The sequence below is a fragment of the Aquaspirillum sp. LM1 genome (assembly GCF_002002905.1).
GTDB lineage: Bacteria > Pseudomonadota > Gammaproteobacteria > Burkholderiales > Aquaspirillaceae > Rivihabitans.
In genome coordinates this window covers 1,079,142-1,097,065 of the sequence record NZ_CP019509.1, presented here as the reverse complement: position 1 = coordinate 1,097,065, position 17,924 = coordinate 1,079,142, and the positions used below count along the sequence as shown (strand labels likewise).

11 protein-coding genes are annotated in these 17,924 nt (G+C 61.8%); 6 read left to right on the top strand and 5 right to left on the bottom strand.

Annotated elements, in window-relative coordinates; all coding sequences use genetic code 11:
• The first annotated feature begins 110 nt into the window (after positions 1-110).
• Positions 111-1,610: an exopolyphosphatase gene (gene ppx / locus BXU06_RS04795; RefSeq protein ID WP_216352578.1), complete on the top strand. Its 1,500-nt coding sequence runs from the start codon at positions 111-113 to the stop codon at positions 1,608-1,610.
• Positions 1,607-2,689: a magnesium/cobalt transporter CorA gene (corA, locus tag BXU06_RS04790; protein ID WP_077297331.1), complete on the top strand. Its 1,083-nt coding sequence runs from the start codon at positions 1,607-1,609 to the stop codon at positions 2,687-2,689. Before ppx ends, corA begins: the two co-directional genes overlap by 4 nt.
• Positions 2,690-3,014: 325 nt before the next feature.
• On the opposite strand, the gene BXU06_RS04785 is transcribed toward corA, so the two are convergent.
• A complete protein-coding gene (locus BXU06_RS04785; RefSeq protein WP_077297329.1) occupies positions 3,015-3,953 on the bottom strand; it encodes a hypothetical protein in 939 nt (312 codons plus the stop codon).
• Positions 3,954-4,336: 383 nt separating this feature from the next.
• Between BXU06_RS04785 and BXU06_RS04780 the strand changes: the two genes are divergently transcribed.
• Together BXU06_RS04780 and BXU06_RS18465 are read left to right on the top strand one after the other, a co-directional pair.
• Positions 4,337-5,452 (top strand): hypothetical protein, encoded by a 1,116-nt coding sequence (locus tag BXU06_RS04780; RefSeq protein WP_077297327.1) that lies wholly within the window; start codon positions 4,337-4,339, stop codon positions 5,450-5,452.
• Positions 5,453-5,843: 391 nt separating this feature from the next.
• Positions 5,844-8,051, top strand: coding sequence for a calcium-binding protein (locus BXU06_RS18465; protein ID WP_077297325.1), 2,208 nt, complete (start codon positions 5,844-5,846; stop codon positions 8,049-8,051).
• A 115-nt stretch (positions 8,052-8,166) separates the two neighbouring features.
• Here the strand turns inward: BXU06_RS18465 and BXU06_RS04770 are convergent, their stop codons facing one another.
• On the bottom strand, positions 8,167-8,790 hold the full coding sequence (locus BXU06_RS04770) for a MarC family protein (RefSeq protein WP_077297323.1): 624 nt from the start codon (positions 8,788-8,790) through the stop codon (positions 8,167-8,169).
• Positions 8,791-9,009: 219 nt separating this feature from the next.
• Between BXU06_RS04770 and BXU06_RS04765 the strand changes: the two genes are divergently transcribed.
• A complete protein-coding gene (locus tag BXU06_RS04765; protein WP_077297321.1) occupies positions 9,010-9,885 on the top strand; it encodes a dienelactone hydrolase family protein in 876 nt (291 codons plus the stop codon).
• A gap of 72 nt (positions 9,886-9,957) precedes the next feature.
• Here the strand turns inward: BXU06_RS04765 and BXU06_RS04760 are convergent, their stop codons facing one another.
• The 3 genes from BXU06_RS04760 to BXU06_RS04750 form a co-directional block, all read right to left on the bottom strand.
• Complete coding sequence (locus BXU06_RS04760; protein ID WP_077297319.1) at positions 9,958-11,160, bottom strand: acetylornithine transaminase; 1,203 nt, start codon at positions 11,158-11,160, stop codon at positions 9,958-9,960.
• A 160-nt stretch (positions 11,161-11,320) separates the two neighbouring features.
• Positions 11,321-12,442 (bottom strand): succinylglutamate desuccinylase/aspartoacylase family protein, encoded by a 1,122-nt coding sequence (locus BXU06_RS04755; RefSeq protein ID WP_077297317.1) that lies wholly within the window; start codon positions 12,440-12,442, stop codon positions 11,321-11,323.
• Positions 12,443-12,552: 110 nt separating this feature from the next.
• The gene (locus BXU06_RS04750) at positions 12,553-15,462 is read right to left on the bottom strand and encodes an EAL domain-containing protein (protein WP_077297315.1); all 2,910 of its coding nucleotides are present in this window, start codon (positions 15,460-15,462) and stop codon (positions 12,553-12,555) included.
• Positions 15,463-16,101: 639 nt separating this feature from the next.
• Between BXU06_RS04750 and BXU06_RS04745 the strand changes: the two genes are divergently transcribed.
• On the top strand, positions 16,102-17,727 hold the full coding sequence (locus tag BXU06_RS04745; RefSeq protein WP_171982112.1) for a methyl-accepting chemotaxis protein: 1,626 nt from the start codon (positions 16,102-16,104) through the stop codon (positions 17,725-17,727).
• Positions 17,728-17,924 lie beyond the last annotated feature (197 nt).

Below are 17,924 nucleotides of genomic sequence, written 5' to 3'. Positions count from 1 at the left end.
ACCGTGCGCCCGCGCCCGCCCGCCCGCCTTGGCCTGGCCTGTGCATGTCATGCCTGGTAGTCAGGTGGCTCCCATCAACCCCGCTTCATACTTTACCTTCTTGAGGTTTTCTGGTGCCCTCGTCGTTTGAGACCCTTGCGGCCGTAGATCTCGGCTCCAACAGCTTTCGCCTGCAAATCGTCCGCGTGGACGGCGAGCAGTTTTTCCCGCTCGACACCCTCAAAGACACCGTGCGTCTGGGGGCCGGCCTGACCGCCGACAATTATCTGGACGACGCCACTCAGCAACGGGCGTTGACCTGCCTGGCCCGCTTTGGCGACCGCCTGCGCCATTTCAGCCCCGATCAAGTGCGTGTGGTGGGCACCAACACCCTGCGCGTGGCCAAAAATTCGGCAGCGTTTATCCGCGAAGCCGAAGCCCGGCTGGGTTTTCCAATTGAAATCATTGCCGGGCGCGAAGAAGCCCGGCTGATTTACATTGGTGCCGCGCACAGCCTGCCTGCCGGCAAGGAAAAACGCCTGGTGGTGGATATCGGCGGAGGCTCTACCGAGTTCATTATCGGCAGCGGGATGAAACCGCAAAAAACCGAAAGCCTGGGCCTGGGCTGTGTCACTTACAGTCTGCGTTATTTTCCGGACGGCAAGCTGACCAAAGCCAACTTCAAGAACGCCGAACTGGCGGCGCGCAACGAAATCCAGCGCATTGCCCATGAATACACCCGTGACCAGTGGCAGCTGGCGATTGGCACCTCCGGCACCGCCCGTTCGCTGCGCGACATTCTCGAGCTGAACGACTACAGCCCGGACGGCATTACCCGCGCCGGAATGGAGCAGCTCAAGGCCGAGCTGCTGCGCTGTGGCAGTATGGACGCGGTGGACCTGAACGGCCTGCGCGCCGACCGTGCACCGGTGCTGCCGGGCGGTCTGGCCATCATGCTGGCGGTGTTTGAAGAACTGCAGGTGGAGACCATGACGGTTACCCTGGGCGCGCTGCGCGACGGCGTGCTGTACGACATGCTGGGCCGTCAGTACCACAAGGACCTGCGCGACGTCACCGTCACCCAGTTCAAGCGCCGCTATCACGTCGATACCGGCCAGGCTGAGCGGGTCACCGGGCTGGCCCGCCAGTTTTACGCCCAACTGGCCGGCAGCGAAGCCATGGCCAACCCGGAAATCCCCCGTCAACTGGAATGGGCGGCCAAACTGCATGAAATTGGCCTGATGATTTCCCATTCTGGCTACCACAAGCACTCGGCCTATATTGTCGAACAGGCCGACATGCCCGGCTTTTCCCGCCGCGAGCAACGCCAGATTGCCCATCTGGTGCTGGCGCACAAGGGTTCGCTGAACAAGATGGTGCCACTGCTGAGCGACCAGCCGGCCTACTGGCCGGCGGTGCTGGCCTTGCGTCTGGCCGTGCTGCTGTGCCGCAGCCGCCGCCCGGTTGACCTGCCGCCCACCCTGCACCTGAGCAATAACGGCCAGGGCTTCAGCCTGATGGTCAGCGCCGAATGGCTGAACCATAACCCGCTCACCGCTGGCGCACTGAAGCAGGAAGAAGATCCCTGGCGCAGCACCGGGCTGACCCTGAGCATCCAGCAGCAGGCATGAGTCATCCTGGCCATCCACACACCGCCACCCGGCTTGGCCACCATGCTGGCCATGCGCCGGGCGAGCTGGTGCATATCGGGGAAACAAAAACCGCCGAGCCACGGCTGCTGCTGATTGAATTCGACCCCGCGCATTACCGGGAAACCCCGTTTGCCCATCTGGGCGACGACCAGGCACACCAGCCTGACGCTGGCACCCTGTGGCTGAATGTTTACGGCCTGCAGGATGTGGCGATGATGGCGGAGATTGGCCAGCGCTTTGGCCTGCATCCGCTGGTGCTGGAAGATATTCTCAATACTCACCAGCGGCCCAAGATCGAAGACTACGGCGATTATATTTTCATCGTCACCCATGTATTCGAATACCACCCGGCCAGCCGCACACTGAACGAAGACCAGATCAGCATGGTGCTGGGCCACGGCTTTGTGCTGACTTTCCAGGAGCGCCCGGCAGGCCGCTTTCAGCCCTTGCGCGAGCGGCTGAAAAACGCCGTGGGCCCGGCCCGCCGCCTGGGGGCCAGTTACCTGGCCTATAGTCTACTGGACGTGATTGTTGACCATTATTTTGTCACCCTCGACCAACTGGGCGATACGGTGGACGAGCTTGACAGCCGCCTGCTGGCCGGCCAGGCCAACACCGGCACTCTGGCCCGCATCCACACCCTGAAAATGACCCTGCTGGCGCTGCGCCGGGCGCTATGGCCACTGCGCGAGGCGGTGATGACCCTGCAGCATGGTGATTCCGGCCTGCTTGACCCGGAAACCCGGCTGTATCTGCGCGATGTGTACGACCATCTGGTGCATCTGCTGGAAACCGTAGACCTGCAGCGCGACCTGGTGGCCGGCATGGTGGATCTGTATGTGTCCACCCAGTCCAACCTGCTGAACCGGGAAATGCGCTTCCTGACGGTAATTGCCACCCTGTTCATGCCGCTGACGTTTATTTCCAGCATTTACGGCATGAACTTCGACTACATGCCTGAACTGCACTGGAAGTGGGGGTATTTTGCCGTGCTTGGGCTGATGGCGGCGATTGCCGGGGGCATGGGCTATCTGTTCTGGCGTCGGCGCTGGTGGTAAGCCCGGTCTAGTAGCCAGTCACGTTGAAACACAAGGGTGAACGTGAGCAAGTTTACGTCTGGCATCTCTATTTGTTCTGTTAAAACAAATCCTTGCCTTGCCACAGCGAACCACCCGCCGCGCCCCTACCCCGTCATTCCCGCGCAGGCGGGAATCCAGAGGCATCCACAGCGCGCAGCAGGTGCGTGCTCTCACGACCGCCCCACAACGCTAACCCCCACGGCGCACGATGTGGCACCGTCTGGGTTCCCGCCTGCGCGGGAACGATAAGTGAAGTGAGGCTCATGCCGAAACAGATCGAGCCGTCAGTCACCATGATGACGGGCTACTGGCCCGCTGCGCTGACTGCGGGGGTGACGCTGCCAGCTTCGACGCTGCCCACCTCTGCAACACCTGTTGCTCCACCTGCCACACTGACGTTTGCCTCACTGCCGCCAGTCAAACTGCCGCTGACAGCGGCTGGGGTGGCTTGCTGGCCCAGCGCGTTCAGCATCTTGCTCACTTCGTGCAGCAGTTTTTCGGTCTGGCGCACCGCATCCTGGCCGGACTGGCGCAATTTGCGCTTGAGCGCTTCCAGCGCGCGCTTGATATCGCTGGCCACCGCCTTGGCATCCTGAATGAAATCCTGTCTGGACTTAGCGTCGGCCTCGGCTGCCGAGCCGGTGCTGCTGGTGGCGGCAGGGCCGGCAAACGCCGGCGTGCTCTCCGCTGAACCCGCAGACGACTGGCTGACGGCGTCGCCGCTCAATGCTGCCGCCATGGCCTGTCCCTCCGCCTGCAGCGGTGCGGCGGCCTGTGCGCTGGCATCCGCCGACGCATTGGCCGCACTGGGTGTGCCCGCGCTGGCCTGAGGCGCGCTGGCGGCCTGCCCGCTGCTGCCAGCAAACTGCTTCACCGCCTGTTTCAGCTCACCCGCCACCAGCGCCAGCTGACGGGCCAGCCCCTTGGCCTGTGCCGGGCTGGCACCGGTCATCATGGCTTTCAGCCATTTCATCCGCTTTTTCAGCTCGGCCACCTTGTCGGTGGCCTGCTTGCGCATGGCGGTGGCGTCACTTCCCCCACTCAGCATCCCTTGCTTGTCGTACAGGGTGGGGGCTTCCTGACTGGCCCCCAGCGTCACCCGGTCGCTCACCCCCTGAAAATTGCCCGGCGGGGCAGGCTGAGCCGCTGCCGTGGCAGCTGCCGGCTGGCCGGTGGTGCGTAACCGACCGGCAAAACTTTGCAGGCGCAGACGCAAGCTATCGCTCAGGCTGGACAGGGTCATGGCAGGGCTCTCAATTGAACGAATGAATAACTTGAATTTATCGGCCCAAACCGAAAAAAATTGAGCCAAACACATGCCATTGTTATCGCACCACCGGACCCTATCCGCCATCCGGACGGATTTTCGCTCGCGTTTCGCGCACGCCTCAGTAGCAGGCATGTTTTCTGCTTGACTGGGCAAGATGTCAGCCGACATCCTCCACTCAACTCGGAAGCCGTGAGTCTGGATAGCCGGCCTGAATTCAGGCCGGCTCTTTTTTCATCGCATCTGGCCCGATGTGGCGCTGATGCATCTAGCTGATTGTTCCGTATCGATTTTTCTCAAGCTGGCTGTGCCATGGCCGATAGCATGCTGTCTGCCGTCTTTCTCTTGCGAGGCCTGCCATGCGCATCCAGTCTTCTGATATCACCTTTCAGTCCGAGCACCGTGCCCGGCAGTCGTCCCGCTCGGTCACCCGACGTGAGCCACTGCAACTGGCCACCCGCATGGCCGGCCCGCTGCTGACATCCAGCCAGCCCGGCGAAAAAATAACCCTTAGCGCAGAAGGCAAATCGCTGGCGCAACAGGCCCAGCAAAAAACGCAAGCCAACCAGGCCAGTCAGGCCGCCAGCGAAGCCAATGACAATGGCCTGAGTAGTTCGTTTCAGGTGCTGGTCAGTATTTTGAAGTCGATGTTTGGCGTGGATGTGAAGCTGTTCAATGCCCGCGACCTGACCAGCACCAGCACCACCGAGCAAACCAGTTCGGGCACAACCGCCGCCTTGCCAGCCCCCGACGCCGCAACCGCCGCCCCGTCCGCCAGCGAATTGCGCGCGCTGGCAGTAAATGCCGCGCCAAACACCTTTATTGAAACCACCACCACCCGCTACCACGAAGAAGAGCAACTGAGCTGGAACGCCAATGGCGTGGTGACCACCGCAGACGGCAAAACCGTGTCGTTTGCGCTGGACCTGGCGCTGTCGCGCAGCATCAGTTGGGATGCCACCCAGGTGCGCACCATCGGCCCACGACTGAAAGACCCGCTGGTGATCAACTTTGCCGGCACCGCCGCGCAATTGAGCAATCAACGGCGGGATTTTGACCTGGACAACGATGGCCAGACCGAAAACATGGCCATGCTGGCGTCGGGCAGTGGCTTTCTGGCGCTGGATATGGATGAAAACGGCAGCATCGACAATGGCAGCGAGCTGTTTGGCGCGCAAAGCGGCGATGGCTTTGCCGACCTGGCCCAGCTTGACGATGACGGCAATGGCTGGATTGACGAAGGCGACGCCGCATTTGCCCGGTTGAAGCTGTGGACACAGGACGAAGCCGGCCAAGACCAACTGCTCAGCCTGAGCGAAGTGGGCATTGGTGCACTGTTCCTGGGCAGCGAACGCACCGAGTTTTCCCTGAAGGACGAACAGCACAAGCTGCAGGGCCAACTGCGCAGCACCGGGGTGTTTTTGCGTGAAAACGGCACCGCCGGCACCATGCAGCAGATTGACCTGGCGGTGTAACCCACCAGGGTGGCCAGTTCAGGGTAGGGCGCAGATGAATCGGTCTGCGCCCTTATTGTATGTGGATGAAGCTGTGGCGGAAAAACAAGCCGACGTTGTTCAAAAAAACGGTGTGTAATCGTACGGGGCTTGACATGTAACGGCCAGCATAACCAATCAACCGACAGCAAAACACAAAAAGTCACACGGTACGAGCTGATGACCCGCTTGAATAATTTAAACATTGAAATTGCATTCAACATAAAATTATGAAAAAATTTAAAAATTACAGAACTCAAGTGTTTTTACGTATTGAATACCATCTCTCCAAAGGCTTAGACTTATCACAACATCGCTTCTCCTAACTTAACGGGAAAAGCACTTCTCTCTAAACATCACGCTGGAGCGCAGCATGGCCACCACCAATGGCAACACCATCACTTTGTCCGCCACAGAAACCAGTTTCAACCTGACAGAAACAAGCAGTTTCACCTTGGTTGGCAACAGCCTAAACAACGCCATCACCGGCAATCTTGGCGATGACACCCTGCAAGGTAATCAAGGCAATGACACGCTGAATGGCGGCGAAGGCAATGATTTGCTGGATGGCGGCGAAGGCGTTGATTCTATGCTCGGCGGCCTGGGCAACGACAGCTATCTGATCGACGAGGCCGGCGATGTGGTGGTCGAACTGGCAGGAGAAGGCCTGGATGCCGTCACCAGCAAGATTTCCATGACGCTGGGCGATAATCTTGAGCAGTTGTATGCGGGTCAAGCTGGGTTGGTACTGGTGGGCAATGCCATGGATAACTATATCCGTGGTTCCAACGGCAGCGACTCGCTCAGTGGCGGTGATGGCAACGACAGTATTTACTCATTTGGCACTGACTCCACGCAGGGCGGCAATGACACCATTCATGGTGATAACGGCAATGACATCATTTATGTTGGCGGCAATTCCAAATCATATGCGTATGGCGACGCAGGGAATGACTGGATTTATCTGAATTATGGAGCCCATCGTACCTATGCCAGTGGTGGCATGGGCAATGACACTTACGTCATCAACAACACCATGAATCAGGTGAATGAGCTGCCCGGTGAAGGCGTGGACACGATTCGCACCACCGTGACCATGTCGCTGCAAGCTGGCGAAATGGTCAATGACTATGGCGTGCCGCTGGTGGTGGGCGAGGTGGAAAGCCTGGTGATGATCAGCAACGCCAACATCAATGGTCTGGGCAATGCGCTCAACAATATGATGCTGGGGGGCGCTGGTAATAATTTGATCAATGGCCGCGAAGGAGATGACATCATCAGTGGCAATGGTGGCAACGACACCTTGCTGGGCGGCGATGGCAACGACTACCTGTACGCCGCCACCGCTGGCAGCGAAGGCAATGATTTGCTGGATGGCGGCATTGGTGCCGACTCGATGCAGGGCGGGCTGGGCAATGACAGCTATATGGTGGATGATGCCGGTGATGTGGTGGTCGAACTGGCAGGAGAAGGCCTGGATGCCGTCACCAGCAAGATTTCCATGACGCTGGGCGATAATCTTGAGCAGTTGTATGCGGGTCAAGCTGGGTTGGCATTGGTGGGCAATGCCATGGATAACTATATCCGTGGCTCCAACGGCAGCGACTCACTCAGTGGCGGCGATGGCAACGACAGTATTTACTCATTTGGCACGAGCTCCACGCAGGGTGGCAATGACACCATTCATGGCGATAATGGCAATGACATCATTTATGTTGGCGGTAATTCCACGTCATATGCGTATGGCGACGCAGGGAATGACTGGATTTATCTGAATTATGGAACCCATCGTACCTACGCCAGTGGTGGTATGGGCAATGACACTTACGTCATCAACAACACCATGAATCAGGTGAATGAGCTGCCCGGTGAAGGCGTGGACACCATTCGCACCACTGTGACCATGTCGCTGCAAGCTGGCGAAATGGTCAATGACTATGGCGTGCCGCTGGTGGTGGGCGAGGTGGAAAGCCTGGTGATGATCAGCAGCGCCAACATCGATGGTCTGGGCAATGCGCTCAACAATATGATGCAGGGGGGCGCTGGCAATAATTTGATCAATGGCCGCGAAGGGAATGACGTCATCAGTGGCAATGGTGGCAACGACACCTTACTGGGCGGCGACGGCAACGACTACCTGTACGTCGCCGCCGCGGCTGGCGGCGGGGCGGGTGTGGCTACCCTGAGCGGCGAGGCCGGCAATGATGTGTTCTATATGGGCCGCTACCTGACCAGTAATCCGGCGCAGACGGCGTCGAATGTCATCATCACGGATTTCACCAGTGGTCAGGACAAGATTCGCTTTGACATCGCGCAAAGCCTGGGCGTGTCGGCACCGACCGCGCTGACCCAAATCACCCCGACGGCGGGCGACACCTTGGTCAGCCTGCTGGACAAAGCCGCTGGCCTGCCCAACAGCGGCGAAGCCAAGCTGGTGTCTTTCCAGTTCTCTGGCGACACGTATGTGGTGCTGGACACCAACACCAGCGTCAACACCTTCAGCGCCACCGACGCCGCCATCAAGCTGACCGGGTTGGTGAATCTGCAAACCTCGGATTTTGCCTGCGTGCTCGTGGTGTGATCTTAAGCTGACCTCCCTGGCAAAAGCGCCCACCCCGGCGCTTTTGCCAGGTTTTGTCCAGAGTTATGCCCTCATCTGCCGAACGCCTGCAAACACCCCGGCGAAGCGGCCATACCTAGCGCCCCAGCGCTGGAAACAGCTTGATGGCCCCATCGGCAATGATCTCCACCGACAAGGCCGCCAGCAGCATGCCCATGATCCGGTTGACGATATTGATTCCGGTCTGGCCCAGCAGGCGTGACACCGGCGTGGCGGCAATCATGGCCAGATAGCATGTCGCCGCAATCAGCACTGCGCAGCCGGCCAGGCTCAGATACCCCAGCCAGCCGTGGGCGTGGCTGGCATAAATGATCACCGTGGAAATGGTGCCGGGGCCGGTCATCAGCGGAATCGCCAGCGGCACCACGGCAATATTGGCCCGTCCTCCGGCTTCTTCGGTTTCCTGGCGGGTGGTTTTGGTTGCCGACGGCGCGGCGTTCATCATCGACAGCGAAATCATCATCACCAGAATCCCGCCACCCACCTGAAACGAGCCGATGGAAATCCCCAGCAGGCGAATCAGCGAATCCCCCAGCACCACAAAGGTGAGAATCACCACCGCCACGGCAATCGAGGCGGTTTTGGCAATGCGCCGGCGCTCTTTGGCGCTGGCGTCCGGGGTCAGGCTGATGAAAATCGGAATCGCCCCGATCGGGTTGACCAGAACCAGAAGGGCAATAAAAATCTTGATGGCGTCCATGCGGGTATCCACGGGGTAAGTGTCAGGATCAGACACATCGGCTTCAGCCAGGGATGGCGGCCAGAGCCGGGCATAAAAAGGGCAGACAGGATACGGGATTTACCAGGGGCTTGTCTTGGGGCTGCGGGGTTTTGTTCGAGGGGCCACGCTCCGGCAGGCCCGTGTAGATCGAGTATGATGCAGTCAGCTGGTGTCATCCCCCTTTTCCCAGGAGCGCCCATGTCCCTCGATCCCAAACTGCATCAGGCTGCCATCCAGCTTTACGATGCTTATACCCATACCCCGTGGTCCCGGCGGGATTTCCTGCAGCGGTTGACTGCGCTGGTGGGCAGCAGCTCGGCAGCGTATGCCTTGCTGCCCTTGCTGGAAAACAACTACGCCCAGGCGGCCAGTGTGCCGACCGACTCGCGTCTGCTGGCGCAGGAAGGCCAGTTTGCCACACTGGCCGGTGGCGCGGCGCTGTCGGGCTATCAGGTGCACCCCACCGCCGCCGCTGCCAGCATGGCGGGTGTGGTGCTGATCCACGAAAACCGGGGCTTGAACCCGCATATCCGCGACATGGCGCGCCGGCTGGCGCTGGCCGGGTACCGGGTGCTGGCACCGGATTACTTGTCTACCCAGGGCGGCACGCCAGCGGATGAAGACCAGGCCCGCGAACAGTTTACCAAGCTGGACGCCGGGCTGGCGCGGCAGATTTCGCTGGCGGCGGTGGCCGCGCTGCGTCAGGCCGGATCAAGCAAGGTGGGGGCGGTCGGGTTTTGCTGGGGTGGCGGTCAGGTCGGGCAGTTGGCGGTGCACGCGCCAGACTTGCAGGCTGCCGTGGTGTATTACGGCCCGGCCCCGGCCAGCAGCGACGTTGCCGCCATCCGTGCGCCGCTGCTGTTGCATTACGCCGGGCTGGATGAGCGGATCAACGCTGGTGTGCCAGGCTTCACCGCCGCGCTGCAGGCTGCCGGGGCGCGCCATAGCGTTTACACCTATCCCGGCGTCAATCATGCCTTCAACAATGACACCAATGCCGCCCGCTACGATGCTGCTGCGGCGGCGCTGGCCTGGCAGCGCACGCTGGCGTTTTTACACCAGCACCTGGCTTAGCCGCACCACGGGCGCTGAACCTGCGTGAGCCCGCCCAACAGGCCGCGCAGTGGACCGGCGCTCAAGTGCCGCTCACGCCGTCCAGCTGGCCAGCGCCTGACCCAGACGCGCCAGCCCGCTGGCCAGCTCGGCTTCGCTGATCACCAGCGACGGGGCAAAGCGCACCACATTCGGCCCTGCCTGCAACACAATCACCCCGGCTTCTGCCGCCAGCGCCACCACTTCACCGGCCTTGCCGGCATACGCCTCGGTCAGCACTGCGCCCAGCAACAGCCCCAGCCCGCGAATCTCGCTGAATACCGGCGTTGCGCGGTTCAGTTCGGTCAGGCCATCGCGCAGTTGCGCGCTGCGGCTGGCCACATTGGCCAGCACCTCGGGCGTGTTTACGGTGTCGATCACCGCTTCGGCCACCGCGCAGGCCAGCGGATTGCCGCCATAGGTGGTGCCGTGGGTGCCCACGCTGAAATGTTTGGCGATGTCGGTGGTGGTCAGCATGGCACCAATCGGAAAACCACCGCCCAGACCCTTGGCACTGGTCAGAATATCCGGCACAACGCCGTAGTGCTGGTAGGCGTACAGCGTGCCAGTGCGGCCCACGCCGGTTTGCACTTCATCAAAAATCAGCAGCGCGCCATGCGCGTCGGCCAGCTCGCGTGCGGCTTGCAGATAGTCACGCTGTGCCGGCAGCACCCCACCTTCGCCCTGCACCGGTTCAATCACAATGGCGCAGGTACGCGCGCTGACCGCCGCGCGCAGCGCGTCGATGTCGTTGTATGCCACATGGCTGATGGCCTGCGGGCGCGGGCCAAAGCCGTCGCTGTACTTGGGCTGGCCGCCCACGGTGACGGTAAAGAAGGTGCGGCCATGAAAGCTGTTGGTGGTGGCGATGATTTCATCACGCGCCGGGTCGCGGTCGCTGGCCACCTTGCGCGCCAGCTTGAACGCGGCTTCGTTGGCTTCAGCGCCGGAGTTGCAGAAAAACACCCGTTCGGCAAAGGTGGCGTCCACCAGCTTCCGTGCCAGACGCAGCGCGGGTTCGTTGGTCAGGGTGTTGGACACATGCCACAGCTGCTGGGCTTGTTCGGTCAGCGCGCGCACCATGGCCGGATGACAGTGGCCCAGCGAGGTGACGGCAATGCCACCGGCCAGGTCGAGATAGTCACGGCCTTGCTGATCCCACAGGCGGCTGCCTTCGCCGCGCACCGGCACCCACTGGGCCGGGGCGTAGTTGGGAACCATCAGCTGGTCAAAGTCGGCGCGTTGAACGGGATGCATCGTCAATCCTTCAGGTTAAGCAGCATGAGCGGGAAGAAACAGTCTGGGCTGCGATTGTGCAACGCAGCGCGAGAGACGGCAAGCGCCGGCGCAGCCGGGCCATGCCCATGGGCTGGCCTGGCAGCAGGGCAATCGTGCATCACTGGTTTGCCCAGTGGATTCAGGCCGTCAGCAGTTCACCCTGGCGAAACGGCGTGCTACCCGCCACCTTGGCCAGATCCATGCCCAGGGTGGCGTAGCGGTGCGGGCTGCGGGCGTACAGCAGGCCGCTGACGCTGGCGCACACCGGGCTGACCTGGGCGCTGAGCGGGTCGATGATTTCACAGACCGGCTCACCAGCGTTCACCCAGTCACCCAGCGGACGCACAAACACCAGCAAGCCGGGGTGAGGCGCACGCAAGGTTTCCGACCCAGCCAGTGGGGTGGGCGGAAACGGCAAAGGCGGCAGGGGCGGGGGCTCGCCGCGCAATACGCCACGGTGCGCCAGAAACGCCAGCAGGCTGGCCGCGTCTGTCTGGGCCAGTTCATGGTTGACGTCTGCTTCACCACGCAGCTCGACTGTCACCGCCAGGCAAGCCAGCGGCACGGGGGTGACCGCGTCCAGGCTCTCGGCCAGTTGCCACCAGGGTTGGCTGCATGCTTCGTCAAACGAGCAGGCGCTGCCACTGCCCTGGGCCAGCAGGTTGACTCGGCTGCCCAGACAGCGGGCCAGCACTTCGGCCTGTGGCCAATAGGGGGTTTCGGTGTACAGATGCACAATGGCTTCGGTGTCGGCGTGCAAATCAAGCACCACATCGGCGTCGCAGGCCAGCCTCAGCAGGGTCAGGCGCAGCGCTTCCAGTTCGGTGGCCGGGGCGTATTCGGCCAGAATAGTGTGCATGGCGCGGCGAATCAGCACCTTGTTGGTGCATGCATCTGGCCCCAGCTGGCCAGCCAGTCGCTCGGCCAGCGGAACGGCCAGCTCCGGGTAGCGCCGGTTGAAGTTTTCCCCGCTGCCCAGCTCAAACCGTCCCTGTGGATCGCGCAGCACGCTTTGCGCCAGGCCAATCGGGTTGGCGACGGGCACCACCACCACTTCGCCACACAAACGCCCTTCGGCTTCGGCGTTGGCCAGTGCGGCACGCAAATGGTGCAACACCAGCATGCCGGGCAGTTCATCGGCGTGCAAACTGGCTTGCAGGTAGATTTTTTCGCCAACGCCGGCGGTGCCGTAGTGAAAGCTGACCAGCTCACGCTGGGTGCCCAGGCTGGGGGAGGGCAGCGGGTGCGACTGGCGGTGCATCGGTCGATCTCCGGGAAACCTGTGCAGATGGGGCAATATGGTAGGCGAAGTTGGCCAATTTGGGGGAAATCCTTGCGGCCTGCGCCGGCATGACGCCGGCCCGCCCAGGCTTACTGCGACAGAAAACGCTGGATGAATTCGTCCGCCGGGCAGGGGTAGCCCAGCAAATAGCCCTGGGCCTCGCCACAGCCGCGCTGGGTGAGCAAGGCCAGCTGCTCGGCGGTTTCCACCCCTTCGGCAATCACCGCCAAGTCGAGGTTGCGCGCCAGGCTGAGGATGGTGTCAACAATTGCCGCCGCGCTGGTGTCGGTGGTGATGTCAGTGACGAACGACCGGTCGATTTTCAGCCGGTCAATCGGGAAATGGCGCAAGTAGGACAGCGATGAATAGCCAGTGCCAAAGTCGTCAATTGCCAGTTGCACGCCAATTGCCTTGAGCTCGGACAGAATGCTGATAATGGCGTCGATATCGCCCATCACCGTGCGCTCGGTGACTTCCAGCTCCAGGCAGCGCGGGTCCAGCTGGTGACGGGCCAGCGCCGTCTGCACCTTGCCCGGCAGGGAAGGATCCTGAAAATGCACGGCTGACAGATTGATGGCAATGGTCAGCGGTCGGCCATCAGCGGTGTGCTGCACTGGCCATTCTGCCCGCAGGCGGCAGGCTTCGTTGAGCACCCAGTCGCTGATGTCGCGAATCAGATGGGTGTCTTCGGCAATCGGGATAAACCGCGCCGGACTGACCAGCCCCCACTGGGGGTGCTGCCAGCGAATCAGCGATTCAGCGCCAATCAGCGCGCCGTCGCTCAGGCGGAACTGTGGCTGCAGGAACAGGCGGAACTCATTGCGGCTGTGCGCGTGCTTGAGCGCATTGAACAGATTGAAGCGCTCGGCGGCGCGTTCCGACAGGTCTGGCTTGAACAGGGCAAAGTTGTCGCCACCCAGGGTTTTGGCTTCCTGCATCGCCGACTCAGCCTGCTGGGCCAGCACTTCCACGGTGTCGGCGTCGGCAGGAAAGCGGCTGACGCCGATGCTGGCACTCAGATGCACATTGGCCGCGCCGTCTACTGTGCAGGGCTGGCGGATGGCGTCGAGCAGGCGCTCAACCAGCGGCTGCCAGTGCTCGCCCTCACCAATGCCGGTTTGCAAGATCAGAAAGTGGTCGCTTTCCAGCCGGGCCAGGGTGGCTTCGTCGTCAAGGCAGCTGTGCAGCCGCCGCGCCATGGCCACCAGCAGCGCATCGCCGGCTTCAGTGCCAGCAATGTCGTTGGCCAGCTTGAAACCATCCAGGTCGACAAACAGCATCGCCGCCGAGCCATTGCGCGCCAGTTCGCTGGCCAGCGCCAGCCGGGCGCGGTCGTTGAACAGATGGCGGTTGGGCAGCAGGGTGAGGCTGTCGTAGTTGGCCAGCTGATAAATCGCCCGGTCTTTTTCCTTGCGGCTGGTCATGTCGGTAAAGATGCCGATATAGCGATGAATGGCACCTTCGGCATTGCGGATGGCGGTGATCGACAACCACTCCGGGTATACCTCGCCGGATTTGCGCCGGTTCCAGATTTCGCCAGCCCAGCGGCCTTGCTGGGTGAGCGCGCTCCACATCGCCCGGTAAAACGTGGCGTCCTGATAGCCCGACGCCAGCAGTGCCGGGGTTTGTCCCACCGCTTCGTTGCTGGTGTAGCCGGTGATGCGTTCAAATGCCCGGTTCAGGGCAATGATCCGGGCGTTGGCGTCGGTAATCACAATCCCCTCGCCGGAATGCTGGAACACCTGGGCCGACAGCTGCAATTGCTCGGCGGCCTGTTCACGCTCGCTGACGTCAAACGACATGCCAATCACGCCAGGGCGGCCCTGTTCATCCGGCATCGGCGTGTAATGGGTTTCTAGCCATAGCCGCTCGCCAAACCGGCGCAGCGCGCTAAAGCGTTCGCCTTTGCGCGCGCGCTCGATCTGGAACGGAAAGTCCGGCAGGCTGGGCAGGCATTCTTCCACTTTCTGCCCGATGATCGGGGTCAGGCCGTCGGGCAGGCCACGCAGGCCGGTGCCCACGCACAGGGTAAAGCGGTTATCGCCGTCCACTGCCCACAGGATCACCGGCAACTGGCGCAATACCTGGTCGAGATAGGTTTCACTCAGATGCAGCTGGCGGGTGAGATCATTCCACGCCGACAGGTCGCGCAGCGTGGTCCACGCCGCCTGCTGGCCGCGATGGTTGAGCCGGTGCGAAGACAAGGCCACCGGCAGCTCGCGGCCATCGCGGCGTTGCAGCCGGGCCTGCCACGGGCCGGTGGCGTCGGGCGCGCCGCTGAACACCGCCTGAAGGCGCTGGCGCAATGCGGGCCAGTCGGCGCTGACCAGCAGGCTGTGCAGCGGGTAGTGGTCGAGTTCTTCCGGCTGGGCCAGGCCAATCAGCCGGGCGGCGGCCTGGTTGGCAAACAGGATATGGTCGCGGTCGTGTACCACCATGGCGTCCGGACTGGCCGCCATCAGCGCGCGCTCGTGCGCCTCTACCTGGGCGGCCTGGCGGGTGGCTTCGTCGCGCTGGTGAATCAGGCTGAAAATGCCCACCAGCGTGGCCAGCGCATCGCGTTCATCCCGCCCCCAGGTGTAGGCCACGTCCAGATGGCCCACGCTGAGCAGCGCCACCCCCTGGCCGGGCACGCGCAACACGGCCAACGCCAGGGTATGGAAGGTGCGCAGGCCATCGTCAAACTGGTTGAGGACAAAGACTTCGGTCACCACGTCGGGCTGGTGATACAGCCAGTGCTCCAGTGCCGGAATCATCCGGCACAGCGGCATGCCCGCCTCGCTGAGCGGGCACTGGCTCAGGCAGCGCTCATCCTGAATCTGATAATCCGGGCAAAAGGCGTCAGCGCGGAAAGCCCCGTAGTCGGCACCCACCTGGGCACACAGCAGTTCAATTGCCTGCTGCATCGGCAGCACCCCATCCTGCGGATGGGCGTAGAACATTTCCAGGGCGTGCCGAACCCGCTGCGCCAATGTCGAAATGGCGTCAGTGTTGGTCATGTCCGCGACGGAACGGGCAGATGGTTGAGACAGACTGGCATCTCCCTTGCTAAATCTGTAAAGCTGTGCCGGGCAGCCCAGCGACGAACACAGCAGGACAAAGGCACAACAAGAATGCGGAAGATCAAAAAACGGCGCAGTTTAGCACGTTGCAACACATTCGCTGGCAAGCTGTGCACACTTTCTGATGTGGCGCAAACAATCGGGTGATAGATACTGACTAGGTATTTTTACTTAGTCTATTTATGGGTAATCCTTGTGTGGCGGGTGCTCAGGATGTCTATTGGCATTTTCATTCATCATGATGATTTTGCCTATCGAAATCACGATATTTTACCGCCCTGTCAGGCTGCCGCATCGGTACACCAACAGAGATGAGGCATTACCTGAGCATCTTGGTTCATTGTAGTCAGGCATCACTTCGGCGGCTGCCCACCTTGCAGCCACCGGCACACTGGCCCGCCCTGATCCGTGGTGGGCCAGTTTTCGGGCTGCCGGCGGGTTAACCGGCAGAATCATCATAAAATGCGCCCCTCTCCTCACCCTGGGAGCAGGGGGCCAGACGCGTCCAGACCGGACGCGACGAATGCCAACCCAGCCCGGCTGGGCCAGCATTCATCGACACGAGAGAGTTATTGCATGAAATTCACCTTGTCCCGCAAGCTGTACGGGGGGTTTGGCATTGTGCTGGTCATTCTGGCCATCTTGCTGACTGCCGCCCTGTTTTCCACCGACCGCCTGGTTGCCTCCAAAACCGCCAGCCAGCACAGTTACGAAACCATCCAGCGTGCCGCTGCGCTGGAAAACCAGCTGGCCAACATCAGCATCGGCATTCGGGGCTATATGCTCACGGGCAAGGAAGACATGCTTGGCGCGGTGTACGCGGGCGACGGTGAAGTGGAAAAAAGCCTGAAAACCCTGCGCGCCCAGTTGAGCGACCGCCCGGAACAACTGGCCCGGCTGGACAAGATTTCCCAACTGAAAGGGGCATGGATGGGGGCCTCGGTGTACCCGGCCATTGAGGCCCGCCGGGGCAAGCTGGGCGATACCAGCGAAATTGGTCAGGTGGCCCGCTATTATCTGTCGCTGGGCGGCACCGAAAAGGGCGGGCAGATCCGTCATGAACTGCGCGCGCTGATTGCCGACGAACAACAGGCGCTGGATGAACGCAATGCCGCCGTGGCGCACTCCACCGAGCTGGCTCGCGCGGTGCTGCTGGTGGGCGGGGCGATTGCCCTGCTGCTGGGCCTGCTGATTGCCGCCAGCCTGGGTCGGCATATCAGCCGGCGTTTGCGCCATGCGGTGGAAGTGGCCCATGCCGCCGCCGAGGGCGACCTGACGGTCAAGGTTAACGCCCATGGCGACGATGAAGTGGCCGAGGTGCTGGCCGCGTTTGCCAGCATGCAGCAGCGCCTGCGCGTACTGCTGGCGGAAATCCAGACCGGTGCGCGCAATCTGCTGGATTCGTCCGGGCAGATTTCTGCCGCATCGGCGCATATCAGCGAATCCAGCGAAGTACAGTCACACTCGGCCACCGCCATGGCCTCGGCGGTGGAGCAGTTGTCGGTCAGCATTGGCCATGTGACGGAAAGCGCTGCCGAAGCGCAACGGATTTCCACCCGCTCGGGCGAGCTGTCGCGCAGCAGCGGCGACATCATCGCCCAGGCGGTCAGCGGCATTCAGCAGATTGCCGATAGCGTGACCCGCGCCGCCGGGGAAATTGCCGGGCTACAGGCGCAGTCGGGCAAGATTTCCGCCATTGTCACGGTGATTCAGGATATTGCCGACCAGACCAACCTGCTGGCACTCAACGCTGCCATCGAAGCCGCCCGCGCCGGCGAACAAGGGCGCGGTTTTGCCGTAGTGGCCGACGAAGTGCGCAAGCTGGCCGAACGCACTGGCGAGGCCACCCGCGAAATTGCCCAGATGATCCACGGCATCCAGAGTGGCAACCAGGGCGTGGTACACACCATGGAGGATGGCGTCAGCCAGGTGACCACTGGCGTGGCGCTGGCCCACCAGGCTGGCGAGGCGGTGGTGAGCATCCGCAACAGCGCCGAGCAGGTGGTCACGGTGGTCAGCACCATCACCACGGCGCTGCAGGAGCAGGTGCAGGCCAGCGCCGACGTGGCAGCCAATGTGGAAAAGATTGCTGCCATGGCGGAAAGCAACAGCCAGTCGGTGCGCCAGGCGCATAGCACCGCGCTGAGCCTGCAACACCTGGCCGCCGCGCTGGAGCGCTCGGCGGCAGGCTTCAAGGTATAGGCCTTCAACTGATTTCTGCTGACCAGCACACGCGGGGTGCCTGCCCTGTGTGTGCATCCCACGTGTCTTGCCCTCTGGATGTCACCCACATAAAATGACTGGTATGATGCCGGGGTGGTGTGTTAACGTAGTCTGCGCCGGCCAGCTATGCCACTTTAGTTGGGCAGAAAAATCCCGATACAGGGCTACCTTTCTCA